General features: G+C 68.4%; 10 protein-coding genes and 1 pseudogene. All 11 read right to left on the bottom strand.

Annotated features, from left to right (window positions below):
* Positions 1-17: 17 nt before the first annotated feature.
* On the bottom strand, positions 18-890 hold the full coding sequence (locus tag AWC08_RS18475; protein ID WP_065136224.1) for an ESX secretion-associated protein EspG: 873 nt from the start codon (positions 888-890) through the stop codon (positions 18-20).
* Positions 891-900: 10 nt separating this feature from the next.
* Positions 901-1,191, bottom strand: coding sequence for a WXG100 family type VII secretion target (locus AWC08_RS18470; RefSeq protein ID WP_055580201.1), 291 nt, complete (start codon positions 1,189-1,191; stop codon positions 901-903).
* Positions 1,192-1,218: 27 nt separating this feature from the next.
* Positions 1,219-1,512, bottom strand: a complete 294-nt coding sequence (gene esxG / locus AWC08_RS18465; protein ID WP_065136223.1) for a type VII secretion system protein EsxG — start codon at positions 1,510-1,512, stop codon at positions 1,219-1,221.
* Positions 1,513-1,536: 24 nt separating this feature from the next.
* Positions 1,537-3,069 carry a PPE family protein gene (locus tag AWC08_RS18460; RefSeq protein WP_065136222.1) on the bottom strand — a complete coding sequence of 511 codons (1,533 nt, stop codon included), beginning with the start codon at positions 3,067-3,069 and terminating at the stop codon, positions 1,537-1,539.
* Positions 3,069-3,377: a PE family protein gene (locus AWC08_RS18455; RefSeq protein ID WP_065135696.1), complete on the bottom strand. Its 309-nt coding sequence runs from the start codon at positions 3,375-3,377 to the stop codon at positions 3,069-3,071. Before AWC08_RS18455 ends, AWC08_RS18460 begins: the two co-directional genes overlap by 1 nt.
* A complete protein-coding gene (eccCa, locus tag AWC08_RS18450) occupies positions 3,374-7,366 on the bottom strand; it encodes a type VII secretion protein EccCa (RefSeq protein WP_065135695.1) in 3,993 nt (1,330 codons plus the stop codon). Before eccCa ends, AWC08_RS18455 begins: the two co-directional genes overlap by 4 nt.
* On the bottom strand, positions 7,363-8,958 hold the full coding sequence (gene eccB, locus AWC08_RS18445) for a type VII secretion protein EccB (protein WP_069435416.1): 1,596 nt from the start codon (positions 8,956-8,958) through the stop codon (positions 7,363-7,365). The genes eccCa and eccB overlap by 4 nt, the downstream gene beginning before the upstream one ends.
* On the bottom strand, positions 8,955-10,808 hold the full coding sequence (gene eccA, locus AWC08_RS18440) for a type VII secretion AAA-ATPase EccA (protein ID WP_065135693.1): 1,854 nt from the start codon (positions 10,806-10,808) through the stop codon (positions 8,955-8,957). The genes eccB and eccA overlap by 4 nt, the downstream gene beginning before the upstream one ends.
* Before the next feature lie 329 nt (positions 10,809-11,137).
* Positions 11,138-11,686: pseudogene (locus AWC08_RS18435) on the bottom strand (PPE family protein); the annotation flags it as partial.
* 44 nt (positions 11,687-11,730) lie between these two features.
* Entirely contained in the window at positions 11,731-12,627 is an 897-nt protein-coding gene (locus AWC08_RS18430) for a class I SAM-dependent methyltransferase (RefSeq protein ID WP_085088074.1), read from the bottom strand.
* Positions 12,628-12,761: 134 nt separating this feature from the next.
* Positions 12,762-14,378 carry a PPE family protein gene (locus AWC08_RS18425; protein ID WP_085088071.1) on the bottom strand — a complete coding sequence of 539 codons (1,617 nt, stop codon included), beginning with the start codon at positions 14,376-14,378 and terminating at the stop codon, positions 12,762-12,764.
* Positions 14,379-14,500 lie beyond the last annotated feature (122 nt).

Genomic DNA, 14,500 nt, shown 5'->3' with positions numbered 1-14,500 from the left:
CTCTTTCTGCTTGCTACTTATGACGTTGTCTGGGTGGAGAAGTCGCGCGATAACCGGTGGCCGGGGAACCAGTCCCCGTCCGGCAAAAAGGACGTGAGTCGCTCGATCGCGACGGCGGTGGCGAAGGGCGTGCCGGGACTGAATGTCGAAACCCATTCGCCGTCGAAGGCCCGGGAGGGACTGACCAGCACCCGGCCGGCGGTGGTGTCGACGATGCTGAGCCCTACCTCGGTGGTGCTGTGCCGGCCGTCACGGTTACAGCCGGCCACGATCTCGACATAGCTGCGAGGACCAGTGAAGACCGACTCCACCACCGCGCGCGCCGATGTCGGAATGCCCAGGTATTCGAGGACCTCCGCGAGCGGCGCACCGGCCCGCAGCCGCTCGTCGGCCCGGGCCCCCACCCTGGTCGGCAGGCTGAACTCCTCGAAGCGGGCCGGCGGCCGTTGCATCAATCCCACGCCCAAAACCGGAACCAGCGCTCGTGGGTCGTCGATGTCCATCACGGTGAAGGTGACCAGTTGCGCGCTGCGCAGCGCGACCACGGTGACGCCGGCCCGCTGCGCGACGATGCCGCGCAGCATGTCACCGGCGTCGGTCACCGAACCCGGACCCAGGTAACGCAGGTCGAGCCACCGGTCTGGGAAGCACACCACCTTGATCCACTCGGTGATCGCAGGATTGATGACACCGCCTGAACTGCCCTGCGTCATCACTCCCATCCGCGTCAGCTCGTCCTTCTGACGGTCGAAGAACGCGGTTCGTTGCGCGGCGTCGCGATACGGGGTGGTGATCGCAAGCACCCATGGAAAGCTGCCCGCCCCAGCGGTTTCCGCAATGAACCACGCCTGATCGACCGTCAGCTCGACGGCATTAGGCGAAGCGTCCATCTCTCCGGGGCTAACCGCCCCACTTGGCGGCTTCGGCGGCGTCCCGGGCCATCATCGACATGGTGTTGGCCTCGTGGGTGCTGGCCATCGCCTGGTAGGCGCGAACCAGATCCTCCATGGCCTGATTCCACTGCACCTGCCAGGCCTGGTAGGTCACCCCGGTGTCACCCTGCCAGGCGTTCTGCAGCGCGGCCTGCTCGGCCGAGATGTCGGCGCCCAGGCCCTGCAGGGTACCCGCGTAGCCCGACATGTCTCCGGCGTGCGCGAGCATGGCCGGGTAGTTGTACATGATCTGCGACATGATCAATCCTCTCTATCGAAGGCGGGCTCAGAAACCGGTGTAGGACGACGCGGCCGCGGCGTCGGCGGCCACGTAGGTGCCGGCAGCCTCACCCAGGTTGGCCTGCGCGATGTCCAGCAAGGTGTTCACCCGGGCCGCGACCTCCACGAAGCGTGCATGGGCAGCCTGGAACGCCGCCGACGACTCACCCTGATGGAACGCCTGCGCCCCCATCGCCGCCTGCTCGGCCTGACCGATCGTGTGCCGCATCAACCCCGCCTTGGCGCCGAACGCCGACTGCGAGGACACCAACTGCGGAATGTGAGCGTCCAACAAACTCATAGCTCTTCCTTTCCTTGATTTGAATCAGAATTCCCTGCTCGGCAAGTCATCTCGCTGACTTCCGGCTCCCCCTTCCTCTCGACCCCGCTCCCAGGTCCCCGGGACCATGGGCAGGTGCGGACTGCCGCCGAAATCAGCGGCCAGCGCGGTCAGCCCGGCCGCCTGCAACAGCGTGTCGCTGGGCACCGTCCCGGCGAACCCGAACCGGCCGGCACCCCGTTCGGAGGCCTGTGCTTGGAAGGGCTCCGGGCTGGCGCCGGACCCGGCGTCCATGTCCAAGAATTCGTCGCTGTGGTCGTGCAACTGTGCGCGGCGACGTCGCTTCACCCGGGCCGACGCGCTGCTGACGGCGGCCGCACCGGCTGCCGGGATGGTTGCCGCGGGCGCCTTGGCACCGCTTCGGCCACCCACGGTCGGCCCCAGGCTGGGACCCCAATCCCCGCCCACCGCAACGACATAGGGCGCGATCGTCGTCCCGGTAGCGGTCATCGGAGCCGGTGTGACCGCGCTGGCGCCGGCAGCACCCGCTCCGGCGGGAGCGCCCGCGACGCCGGCCGTCGCCGGCACCATCCCCGCAACCGGCCACACCGCGTGTGCGGTGGTGGCGGCCAGCGCCAACGGCGCCGCGGCGGCCGGCACCAGCACCGGCGCAGTGGCCGGCAGCAACGCTATGGCGCTCAGCCCCAGGCTGAGGCCGATCGGCAGCAGGAACGGCGAACTCAGGATCATGGTCCAGGTGGGCCAGCCGACGATGTTGAAGAACACCTGGTAGGCCAGCGCGAACAACAACGGGCCGTAGGTGACGATCGCCGCCTCGGGATTGGTGAGGAAGGCAACGAAGATCTTGATCGTGTTGCCGATCGGGTCTTGCAGGAATGCCGCGATCTCTTGGAACATCGCGGAGTAGAAGCTGGTGTAGGCGTTGTAGAACTGCTGCAGCACCTGCAGCAGCCACTGCCACGGATCCGTCGCGGCCGCCGTGGCCGCGTTGGTGGTCAGGTCACCTCCGGGATGCACCACCACCGGCGCCGGGCCGGTTCGCGGCGCCGAGGCCAGCGCCGCACCGGCGGCCGCCTGATACAGCGCCATGGTCGCGGCCGCCTGCAGCCACATCCGCAGGTAGTCCGCTTCGTTGAGGGCGATCGGAACCATGTTGACGCCAAAGAAATTGGTGGCCACCAGCACGCCGTGCACCAGGTGGTTGGTGGCCAGCTCGGCCAGCGTCGGCATCGCGGCCAGCGCGGTGCTGTAAGCCGCGGCCGCGGTGTCGAGCCGAGCCGCCATCGCGGCGGCGTCAGCGCTGGCCCGCAGCAGCCAGGTCACGTAAGGCTGATGTGCGGCAACATACTGTTCGGCGCTCGGGCCCTGCCATGCGCCCGCCGCGACCGCCCCCAGGAGTCCCTCGAGTTCTGCTGCCGCCGAAGCATATTCGGAACTGAGAGCGGTCCAGGCTCCGGCGGCCGCCAACAGCGACGCCGGACCCGGTCCACTGCTCAGCAACGCCGAATGCACCTCCGGCGGCGAAGCAACCCACATGGGCCCCAGGGGGGAGCTCATCAGCCGCCAGCGATCCCGTAGGTCGCAGCGGCGGCGGCGTCACCGGCGAGGTAACTGGCGCCGGCATCGGCGACGCCGACACCGGCCCGCCCCAACTCCTCGACACCTTGGGCGGCGACGGCGGCGTGCTCCTGGCCCTGGGCGCTGAAGCCGGCGGCGGTCTGCAGCGACACCGGGTCGGCCGCCGGCGGAACCACCGCCGTGATCAGCGGTGCCGCGCTGGCATGCGCGGCAGCCAATCTCGCCGTCAGCGCCTCGACCGCGGCGCTGGCACTGGCCAGTCCCTCCGGAACCACTCGCAACGTCATGACTGACTTCCCTCCTGTTGCGTATCACCAAATAACGCGGCCGCACCGACCATCGGATTGACCAACTGAACAAATGTCGGGGTGTCGCTGTCGGACAACAAGACTCCGCGTCCGGCCGGCAGCCGACTGAACCGCTGACCCCGGATCTTGCCGCTGTCCTGCGGGTTGCCGGCCAACATCAACGTGGTTGCCTGCAGGTCGTTGAACCGGCGCAGCAACGGGTTGGTCATCAATGCGTGCGCCGATCCGGACGCGCGGCCGGTGACGATCACCCGCAACCCCAGATCACTGGCCTGGCCGAGCAGGCCGATCAGCGGGGTCCAGGGGCGCTGCCCGACGTAGGGTCCACTGGCCGCCGCGGAGTCCGGAACCTGGTCGACGTCGTCGATGATGAGGTAGTGGGTGTGGCCCTGATAGGTCCAGCGCGACAACTCCGCCGGGGACAGCCCGGCCGGCGGCCGCCGCGACTCGATGATGTTCGCCAGACCGATCATCGCCGGGGTGATCCGGTCGATGTTCGCGGTGTATTCGTTGTCCGGGAACAGCGGCTCGTCGACCAGGTGCAGGCGACGGTCGAGCACCGTGAAGGCAACGGTGTCGGGGGTCGAATTCTCCCGGATGGTGCGAATGATGTGGCGCAGCAAGGTCGTCTTGCCCGACTTGCCGTCCCCGAACACCATCAGCAGCGGCTGCTCGGCGAAGTTGTGCACCACCGCCGCCAGATCTTCTTCCCGCTGGCCGATGACGATCTGTTCCGGACCCCGATACAGCGCGCCGACCGCTTGTGGCGCCAGGTTGGTCGGCAGCAACCGCACCGGCGGCGCCGTCTGCCCCGGGTAGCGCGCGTTGATCGCGGCTATCTGATCGAATTCCGGCTCCGCGAACAGGAAGTGCTGAGCCGCCATCGTCAGGCCGCGCCCCGGCTGGTCGTGCGGGATCGCCTCGGCGGGACGGTGCAGGGCTCCCGTCACCCGCACATTGCTGTCGCGGGCGTCGTGCAACTTGAGCTCGAGTCGCAGGCCCAGGCCGTCGCGCATCGCCAGCGGAACCTCCAGCCAGCTCGGCGTGGTGACGACCACGTGGATGCCGTAGGCAAGACCGCCGTTGACGAGCTCGGTTACCCTGGCCAACAACGGGTTTCGGGTGTTGAACTGGTCGACGTTGTCGCGGCCGAAACCGTAGAGGTTGTCGATGACCAGGAACACCTCACCGAAGCCGTCGTCGGCGACCGAGCCGTTGCCGTGCCCGTTGGACTGGCGGTCCCGGAACGCTTCCCGGCGCTGGCGAGCCAGCAGCAGTTGCTCCAGCTCGCCGAACGTGCGGCGGATGCGTTCGGGTTCGAGGGCGGTGGCGACGCCGCCGACATGCGCCAGCTCCTCCAGGGCGCGCAGCTGTCCGCCGCCGTAGTCCAGGCAGTAGAAGGTGACGTCGCGCGGTGAGTGCAGGCTCGCGGCCGACAGGATGAACGTCTGCAGCGCAGTCGATTTCCCGGACTTGGGCCCACCGTGAATCACCATGTTTCCGGCCGAGCTCGTCGCGTCGAACACCAGCGGGTCGCGCCGCATCTCGAACGGCTTGTCGACCTCACCGAGCGGCCAGCGCCATTGCCGGGGCGGCACCCCGGCTCGGGCCAGCGCCGCGGTCAGCGGGATCGGCTCGTCCAGCGGCGGCAGCCACAGCTGCGGCGCCCGCGGTCCGTAGCCGGCCAGCTGCTCGCCGATGGTCGCGATCAGCTTGCGCGGCGGTCCGATGGGCTCGTCCTCGTCGACACCGGAGACCACGGTGCCCGGATCCGGCTCCACAGCTCCGGCGGGGAACAACTTTGGCTCCGGAATCGACTGCACCACCATGGTTTTCGCCATCTGCGGCGGTTCGTAGATACCGTCGACGTAGGTGGAGCGGAACTTGATGGGGGCCGCCCCCGGCGCCGGCACCAGGAACCCGATGCCTTTGTGCTCCTTGCCCGATTCGATGTGGTACGCATCCTCCACACCGATAATCTGACGAGACACGCTGGGGCTGGCCACCTTCAGACCTATGCGGTAGGAGGTGTTCTTGTCGATGTCCTTGATCTTCCCGACATCCAGCGTCTGGGAGGCGAACAGGATGTGGATGCGGAACGAGCGGCCCTTGCGCGCCACGTAGTCGAACAGCTCCGCATATTCCGGGTGATCGGCGAGCATCAGGGTGAACTCGTCGGCTACTACGAAAAGCGTCGGGATGGGCGCCAGATCGTGTCCGTTTGCGATCGCGTTCTCATACTCGGTGACCGAGTTGAAGGCGCTGCCCTGCACCTTGCGGCCGGCCTCGCGCAGCAGCATCTCGCGGCGGGCCACCTCGCCGCGCAACGTGTCGGCGAACCGGTCGGCCAGCGACTTCTTCTCGGCCATGTTCGAGATCACGGCGACGACCTGGGGGAAGTTGCGGAAGCTGTCGGCCCCCGCCTCACCCTTGAAGTCGGCGTAGATGACGATCAGCCGGTCGGCGGAGTGAGTCGTCAACAGCGACAACAGAATCGACATCAGGGTCTGCGACTTGCCCGAACCCGTCATGCCGATCATCAGGCCGTGCGGACCCATCCCGCCCTCGGCCTCGTCCTTGAGGTCGAACATCAGCGGTTCGCCCGTGGCGGTGACGCCGATCGGGACGCGCAACTCGTCGTCCCGGTTGCGCGGCGCCCACAGCGCCGGCACGTCCAGCCGCGACGCATCCGAAATGCCGAGCAGCGTGGTGAAGTTGGCACCGCGGGTGGCCGCCGAGCGCAGGCCGGTGTGCGTCGGGTTGGAATCCCAGCGCGACAGCCGGCGCGCCAGGTGGGCGGCCTCGTGCGCACTGAATTCGTCGGCGTCGTCGATGTAGGGCTGCCAGCCCCCGGTCTGCCACCGGTCGATGCTGCCGCCGGTGACCCGCAGGATCGGCTTTTCCGGGTCCGAGTACTGCTCCCGGTGCGGTTCGGTGTCCGAGAAGTACACGACGGTGACACCCGCGCGGCCCGACGACAGGGTGGAGACGTTCAGGTCGTAGTCGGGGTCGTCCACCACGATCAGCAAGTGCCGCAACGCGTCTACCGGCCGCCCGGTGAAGGCCGGCCGGTCGTCAAGCGCCGGCGCGAGCAGGTCAGCGAGCTCGTCGGCATCGTCGGTCAGATAGCGCGCCGGGCCAACGCCGTCGAGGCGACCGGGAATGTCGACGTGCGGCAACCACTTCAGCCATGACCAGTCGTCGCCCTCCAGGTCACTACTGGCCAGCGCGACTCCCAGCACCGTCGGGTCGTGCCAGGTCACCGCCTGGGCAATCCAGGCCCGCACCGCTGCCCGCGCCTGTCCGGCGTCGCCCAGCACGGTGATCCGCGAGACCTTGGTCAGGTCGATTCCCGTCGGCACGTCGCGAACGGTGCGCTGGGTCTCCAGCAGGCTTCGTAATGCGCTGTGCGACACCGGTTCCAGGTCGATCTCGTCGGCGGTGTCGTTGACCCGCAACGTGGTGGACAGCGGCGCGCTGTGTCGGCCGGCCCGCAGCACCAGGAAGTCGGGGTCGTGCGGGTCGCGCTCCCACTGGCGCCGGGAGCCCGGCACCGCGGCCAGGGTCTCCGGCTCCGGGTGTGACCACTGCGCCGCCGCGCGCTGCTCTGCCGCCTGGGCCCGGATGTTGTCCCGCACCACCGACAGGTAGCGCAGGTAGTCAGCCCGTTCGGCGTCGACTTCCTCGGTGCGCATCTTGTTGTCGTTGCCCCGGTAGAGCGCGGTGGCGGCCAACAGGAGCACGAACGGGAAGAACAGCGTCTGCGGGGAGATCACCTTCATGCCGGTGGCGAACAACGCCACGATCATGCCGACGATCAGAATTCCGATCAGGTACGGCATCGCGCGCCGGAACAGCGACGGCGGAATCGCCCGGGGCAGTTCCGGCGGCGCCTCGATGGTGATGGTGCCCTTGCGGGCGCTGGGCGGTGTCAGCCGCCGGCGGGCCTCGAAGATCAGTCGGCTCATCGGGGCTCCCCTTCGGCGGTTACCTGGTGACCGGGCCGGCTGTCGGGCGGCAGGCCGTCATGCGCGAGCAGCGCATCGGCGCGCGACAGCGTCGGACCGGGTGCGAACAAGGACAGGATGGACCACGGGATGCTCAGCGGCGGCGACGCCAGGCCAAGCGCCTCAACCGCTTTGCTGCGACCCTCGGACCGGCCGTCGGACTCGTTGTCGATGCCGTAGCGCACCCCGGTGTCGGACACCCAGAACAACGACCCGGTGGCCGGCGCCGCGGCGCCCCCGCCCACAGTCTGGGTGAAGTATCCGGTGCCGGGGGCGAGCGCGACTTTAGCCCCGCCGCCGACCAATTCGACCGTGTGCAGGCCCTCGCGCACCGGCAGCGCCGATCCCGCCAGCAGGCTCAGGGAGCTGGTGGCGGCCCCGGCGGGCTTGCTCCAGAATGCGCAGGTGATCGGGCTGCTGGCCGGATTGACCAGCGTCACCGACTGCGCGGGATAGCGACCGGTCTCCAGCAGCCGCGACACCGGCAGCTTCGCGATGTCGTCGGCGCCCAGCCGCGGCGGTTGTTGCAGCCCATAGGAATTCGTGTTGCGCAGGATCGCCGCCAGCACCGGTGAGATCGGTTGCAGACCGTCCGGCAGCACCGCGTAGTAGGTGACGGTGTCCGAGGCACTGCGCTCGACCGCATAGGACACCACTACCCCGCCGATCGGCGCGGGCACGGCGAAGCCGGCCGGGGCGCCCGCGTTGGGAATGGCGGGGGCCGCGAGCGGTGGCGACTCAGGGATGGCGTTGAACAGACCCGCCGCGATCGGGCGCGGCGCGGGCACGTCGGTACCCAGGCCCAGCGCGTTGGTGACGGCGTGGTCGGCCAGCTCGATCCGGCTGCGCTTGCCGTCCCATAACAGCCAGGTGCTGTTGCCGTTATCCACCAGGACCACCTGGGTGGAACTGATTGCGGCGGCGCGGGAGCCGTCGCTGTAGGGTGCTCCGGCGATGACGGTCACACCCGTGCTGTGTGCGCCGCGCCCGGGCTGCCCGCTGACTCCGTCGCACACCGTCCAGGCGGCATCGCGAGAGGTGTTCTGCACCATGCGCTCCGGAGCGCCCGGAATACCTATCAGGTTGCCACGCGGAAACCGGTCCAGCTCAGCGCTTTTCACCGTGGTCGGATTGACCGGCTGGCCGGCGATCAGCCGGGCGGAGGTGAGGTTGAGCACCGGGTGCAACTGGTCGCCGACGCGCACGTACAGCGCGGCGGTCGACCGGTCGGCCAGTACTGTGTTGCTGCCCACCTGGCCGTTGGGGCGGATCAGCGAAAAGACAAAGCAGCCAAGCAGTCCGGTGACCAGCAGCAGCACACCCATCAGCACCGCGCGCGACTGGGTCCGCAGCGGCTCGACCAGCATCCTGGTGTCGTGCAACGCAATTCCCGAGGCGATGCGGCGCATCACGAACCGCCATCCGGTCACCTGATGGCGGGTGACGAATCCGCGGCGGTAGTGGACCTGGTCAGGGTTCTCGTTGACCGGGGTTCGGGAAGCGAACGAACGGCGTTCTTCGTCCCGTTCGCCGTCGTGCTCGGTCCTGCTCATGCCGGCACCGACAGCCCGAGACCACGCAGCAGCGGGGCGACTGTGTTACCGACATCTTGTGCGGTGATCGTCATGAGTTCCTCATCGGTGAATTCACCCGTGCCGGCCTGCTCCGAATGGTCGAGCCGGAATTCGCGCTCTTCCTCGGAGCGCTCCACCACATTCCGGACGAACCGGCCGTTGCCGGCGATGTCAAGGTTGCGCCGGGCGATCCCGTTGCTGTCGGGTGAGGACGTCTCGGCCAGGTGCGTGAACAGCCGCTGCATGTCGTCGAGGGCGGCCTGCTCGAAGACGCTGTCCCGTTGCTGCGCCATCAGATTCGCGATCTCGGTGAGCTCGGACGGCTGGTAGGACGGGAAGTCGATGCTGCGGGTGAACCGGGACCGCAGGCCCTCGTTGGTGTCGAGGAACTTGTCCAGATCGGCGCGGTATCCGGCGATGATGACCACCAGCCGGTCGCGGTCGTTCTCCATGCGCGCCAGCAGTGTGTCGATGGCCACCAATCCGAAGTCGTTCTTGGCGCCGGTGGCCACCAGCGCGTACGCCTCGTCGAGGAACAGCACGCCGTCCAGGGCGCTGTCGATGATGGCGTTCGTCTTGGCCTCGGTCTCACCGATGTGCTGGCCGATCAGGTCCGCGCGGTGCACCTCGCGAATGTTCTCCCGCTTCAGCAGACCCAGTCCGCAGTAGATCTTGGCGACGACGCGGGCGATGGTGGTCTTGCCCGTGCCGGGCGGACCGGCGAACACCAGGTGGTGGGTGCGCTGGGCGACGGTGAGGCCGCGTTGCTGGCGCAGCACGGCCATCGCGACGGAACTCTTCAGCCGCGAGACCTGGTTCTTGACCTCGTCCAGACCTATGAAGTCGTTGAGCTGGACCTCGGCCTCGGCCAGCAGAGCGGCCTTGCGCTCGCGCGCGCCCGGGTCGACGAAATCGGCGTCGCTGGGTTCGGTTTCGGCGTCCCACGGGTCGATGCGCGCGTCGATGCGTGCCGCGGTGGTGGTGACCATGCCGAAGCTCGGATCCGACAGAGCCTGCTCGATCTCTTCGTTTTCCGGATTGGCCGCATACAGCTCGTGCAGGACCTCGCTGGCCGCTTCCTCGTCCACGTGCGCGCGCAGCGCCAGCGCCTTGGCCAGCGCACCGTCGACCGCGGCGACGGCGATGGGCCCTTCGGGCTCCTCCAGATAAGACAACGCCGGAGCGAACATGCCCAGCCGGGCCAGCGCGGTGCCCAGGGTGATCTTCACCGCGTGCGCGAAGGCCTCGTCGAGGTCGGCGTCGTTGACGATCGGGGTCAGCAGCTTGACCACGTCCGACCAGCGCTCGGCGCGATAGTTGATGACCACGGAGATCCAGCGGGCCTCCCGCAACTTGGGACGGCGCTCGCTGATGCGGCTGACAATCTCATGCGCCACCGCGAACTGGCGCTCGGCGGCCAGCGCGGCCGCATAGGCGAGGTGGAAGTCGTCCGGGGTAGTGGCCCGGAACTGCAGATAAAGGCCTGTGTCGTAACGGAATCCGAGAGCTCCTGAGGCCAGCTCCACCTGACGTTGCAATACCCCGGCGGTGGCGGACGTCCGCGACACCTGCTCGAGCACGTGCTTGGAGGTCTCTCCAGCAGCGGCCAGGCCGGTCCATGCGTCGCACTGCTCGTGCGCGATGCGGGTAAGCGCGCTGAAGCCGGACCGGGCCGCGCTCAAGTCCGCCGGGCGCTGCCGGTCGTAAACCGAGATGCCGAGCGCGCGACAGCAGGTGGCAAACCTACTGACAACGTCGCCATCTACCCTGCCGTCCGTCCGGGATGCTCGGGGCGCAGCCGCCAGCATGCCGATATCACCGCGTTCCACGCCCGCGCCGTCTCCTGAAGTCAAGGTCGTCATTGGCAAACTCCGCCTGAGGTTGGCCTCACGAAGTTAGCATTCCCTAAGCTAACTGTCGAGGCGACCCCGGCCGCGCGATTGACCACCTGAACTCCTGTCTCAACGGCCTTGACCTGCGCATTCCGCGCAGCGGTACGCGGCGGGCGGCAAGGTAATGAAGCTTACTGAATATGGTTTTCATTAACAACTCCGGGGTGGCGGCGGCTCGGGACCCGGCGTCCAGGTGCGCGGCGGCATGGGCGCCGCCGCAGCGCCGCCAAAGCGGTGGCCGGGGAACGTCATGAGGCCCACCGCATCGGCGACAGCGCCCTCGGCGAGGGGGGCGCCGCCTCCGCCGGTGGCGCCGACGCCACCGCCGCGTCGGCGACCGTCTGATACGCGGTCATCGTGTTGGCGGCCTCGATCCACATCCGGACATAGTCGGCCTCGTTGAGCGCGATGGGAATGGTATTGATCCCGAAGAAGTTTGTGGCGACCAGCGCGGCGTGCAGGACGTGGTTGGCGGCGAGTTCGGCCAGGGTCGGCATGGTGGCGAGTGCGACGGTGTCAGCGGCCGCGGCCGATTGCTGCCGTGTCGCGGCGTCGGCGCTGTTCGCGCCGGCCGGCATCAGGCAGTGCAGATAGGGCAGGTGGGCGGTCACGTACCTGGCTGCAGCCGGCCCGTCCCGCGCCCCGGCCTGCACCACCGCGAGAATGTCGACCAGCTCGTCGGCGGCCGAGGCGTAGTCGGCACTCAGCGAGCGCCATCCCTGAGCCGCCTTCAGCCAGCCCACAGCTCCCGGGCCGCTGCTGAGCTGCGCCGAATGGATCTCGGGCGGGACGGCCCCCCACGCCACCACCTGCACAGACAAGTGGTCGGACGCGCATCGGGAAAAGTTCCCGGCCGGGGCTACGGCTTGGTGGCGCTCACCAGCGTGTTGCGGGCGAACATCGGCCCCGCCTCCGAGTCGGGCCCGGGTATCGGGCGGCCGACCTCCCTTAGGTAGTCGTTGAGCGGTGTCCCGATCGCCGTCCACCCGTGCTCACCGAACCACTCGGCGGCCGGGGCGTGGCGTTCGTTGTAGACCAACTGGAAGAAGGGACGTTCCTCCGCGGCGGCACGTTCTTCTTCCACCTTGGCCTGGAATTCCTCGGCCGGCATCGGAGCGCCATCCTCGACAGCGACGTGGCTGCCAAGGCTGGCCAGCGCGTCGATGCCCGAGAAAAGCTGTTCTTGCGCGGCGGCCGGCAGGTAGATCAGTAACCCCTCGGCGATCCAGGCGGAAAACAGCATCGGGTCAAAGCCGTTGTCCTGCAGTGCTGCCGACCAGTCGTCGCGAAGGTCGACGGCGATCTCGCGGCGCTGCGCGCGCGGTTGCACGCCGTGCTCGGCGAGGACCTCCCGCTTGAAGTCGAGGACTTGCGGCTGGTCCAGCTCGTAGATCGTCGTTCCATCCGGCCACGGCAATCGGTAGGCCCGCGAATCCAGGCCCGCCGCCAAGATCACCACCTGGCGAGCGCCGGCCGCGGCGGCACGCTGGAAATACGCGTCGAAGTATTTGGTGCGGGCGGCCTGGAAGTTGACGAAGTGCTGACCGAAGTCGTCATCGAGCAGTTCATGGTCGGGCGCGTTGCCGTCGAGCACGTCAGCCCAGGAACCCCCGACGGCCCGGGCGAACATCTCGGCATACGGGTCGACGACCAGCGGGTCGGGCTTTTTGGCCTCTAACGCTCGGGCCGTCGCGACGAATAGCGCAGTCGATCCAACGCTTGTGGTGATGTCCCAGCTGTCACGTTCGCTTCGCACGCAACCGACCCTACGCGGGGCGGTCAACCCCGTGGCGATCGCAAGCGCGGCGCAGCCGGGCGCAGCGGGTCGCCACCATCAAGCCCCGTGGCGATCGCAAGCGCGGCGCAGCCGGGCGCAGCGGGTCGCCACCATCAAACCCCGTCGGAATCCCAGGTGCTTGGCAACATCGGCGCCTTTGGCCCGCCGCCGAAGTCGTCCTCCACCAACGTGCTCAATCCTGCCGCGGTAGCCGACGATTCCCTGTGCACGGTGCCGGCGAACCCGAAGCGTCCGGCCCGAGCCTGCGAAGCCACCGGCTCCCCGTCGTCGGGCGCGCCCCAGTCCGGGTCGACGTCGACATTCATGTCCGCGAACTCGTCGCCGTGGTCGCGCAGCACGGCACGCCGACGCCGACGCGCACGGGCCTGCTCACGGGCAGCTGCCGCAGCAGCCACCGCAGCCAGGTCGGGTTCGGAAGCCTTCCTGCTGGCGCTGGCGCTGGTGCTCATGCCGGACCCGAAACCGACGCCGGGGCCGCCGCCGACCAGGAAGGGAAAGCTGGCACCCGCGGCGGGGAGAGCCGGCGGCGCCGATGCCGGTCCGGCACCGGCGACTGTGCTCGTGGCGGGGGCGGGCGCGGGGGCAGGTGCCGTGGGCGCGCCTGACGCGACGACGCCGTTGGCCACGGCGGCGGCCGGCATCGGCGGACCGGCGGCAGCAGGCGGTACCGCCGCGGGCAGCACCGCCGGCGGCTGGATGGCGGCGAGACCGGAAAGCCCCGCCAAGCCGGTAACCGCTCCAAGACCGGAAGCCGGGGCAGTGAGCGCGAGCGCCAGCAACTGCGGCGCCTGGTTCACCGCTTGAAAAATTTGCAGGATGTGTTCGGGGTAGTCGAAGAACACGAGATCGATATATGACTGCAGCGCCTCTTCCGGATTCGTGAAAAGCTCCTGCACGAACGATTCGAAATCCTTCGGGAACTCGATGCCACGAGCGACCCACCAGTACGGGTCGGCGGCATTCGTGTACTCCTCGAAGGGGATTCCGTTGAGCGTGCCTTCGGTGGGATTCCAGATCACTCGACCACCGCTGATCACGCGCAGAAACTCCGCTACGACATAGTCGAGAGGGGTCGCCTCGCCCCCGTGCTCGTGGCCGTCCTCATCGGTGTGGCCGTCCTCATCGGTGTGGCCGTCCTCATCGGTGTGTTCGTCGCCCTCGTGGTCGTCCTCGGTGTGGACGATTTCCGGCGCCGGGCTGGTCGCCGGAGTCGAGGCCGCCGCGGTGCCGGACACTGCCTCATAGGTCGCCATCGTGGTGGCCGCCTGGACCCACATGCGCACGTAATCGGCCTCGTTGAGCGCAATCGGAATGGTGTTAATCCCGAAAAAGTTTGTCGCGACCAAGACGCCATGGACGGCGTGATTGGCAGCCAGCTCGACCAGCGTGGGCATCGCGGCCAGCGCGGCCGTGTACGCCGCGGCCGCAATCTCATGCTGGCCAGCCGCAGTGGCGCTGTTGACGCTCGCCTGCATCAACCACGCCAGAAAAGGCGCATGGGCGGCGACGTACTGTGCGGCGGTCGGGCCTTCCCAGGCACCGCCCTGCACCGCGGCCAGCAGCGCGACGAGTTCGTCGGCCACCTCGGTGTACTCGGTGCTCAGGGCCGACCACGCCGCCGCGGCCGCCACCAACGAGCCCGGTCCCGCCCCGCTGCTGAGCAGCGTCGAGTGCAACTCCGGCGGCGCCGCCATCCACACAGTGCCCATACCAAAGCACCCCTCCACCACCGACCTCGATGCCTGACACTAGTGACCTTGACAATCGTTTTCAATATGGTGAACCGGCATCAGGAGGGCGCCCGAGGGGCAAACGGGCGCACCAGCTGCGA

The sequence above is a fragment of the Mycobacterium gordonae genome (assembly GCF_002101675.1).
In the GTDB taxonomy this organism is placed as follows: Bacteria; Actinomycetota; Actinomycetes; order Mycobacteriales; family Mycobacteriaceae; genus Mycobacterium; species Mycobacterium gordonae.
Note: the sequence above shows the minus strand (reverse complement) of the source record. Positions and strands in the feature narration are given on the sequence as shown.

What these genes read in the sequence shown, in the direction of transcription:
- AWC08_RS18475 (WP_065136224.1), bottom strand. Translation starts at nt 890, where the DNA reads ATGGACGCTTCGCCTAATGCCGTCGAGCTGACGGTCGATCAGGCGTGG.
- AWC08_RS18470 (WP_055580201.1), bottom strand. Translation starts at nt 1,191, where the DNA reads ATGTCGCAGATCATGTACAACTACCCGGCCATGCTCGCGCACGCCGGA.
- esxG (WP_065136223.1), bottom strand. Translation starts at nt 1,512, where the DNA reads ATGAGTTTGTTGGACGCTCACATTCCGCAGTTGGTGTCCTCGCAGTCG.
- AWC08_RS18460 (WP_065136222.1), bottom strand. Translation starts at nt 3,069, where the DNA reads ATGAGCTCCCCCCTGGGGCCCATGTGGGTTGCTTCGCCGCCGGAGGTG.
- AWC08_RS18455 (WP_065135696.1), bottom strand. Translation starts at nt 3,377, where the DNA reads ATGACGTTGCGAGTGGTTCCGGAGGGACTGGCCAGTGCCAGCGCCGCG.
- eccCa (WP_065135695.1), bottom strand. Translation starts at nt 7,366, where the DNA reads ATGAGCCGACTGATCTTCGAGGCCCGCCGGCGGCTGACACCGCCCAGC.
- eccB (WP_069435416.1), bottom strand. Translation starts at nt 8,958, where the DNA reads ATGAGCAGGACCGAGCACGACGGCGAACGGGACGAAGAACGCCGTTCG.
- AWC08_RS18425 (WP_085088071.1), bottom strand. Translation starts at nt 14,378, where the DNA reads ATGGGCACTGTGTGGATGGCGGCGCCGCCGGAGTTGCACTCGACGCTG.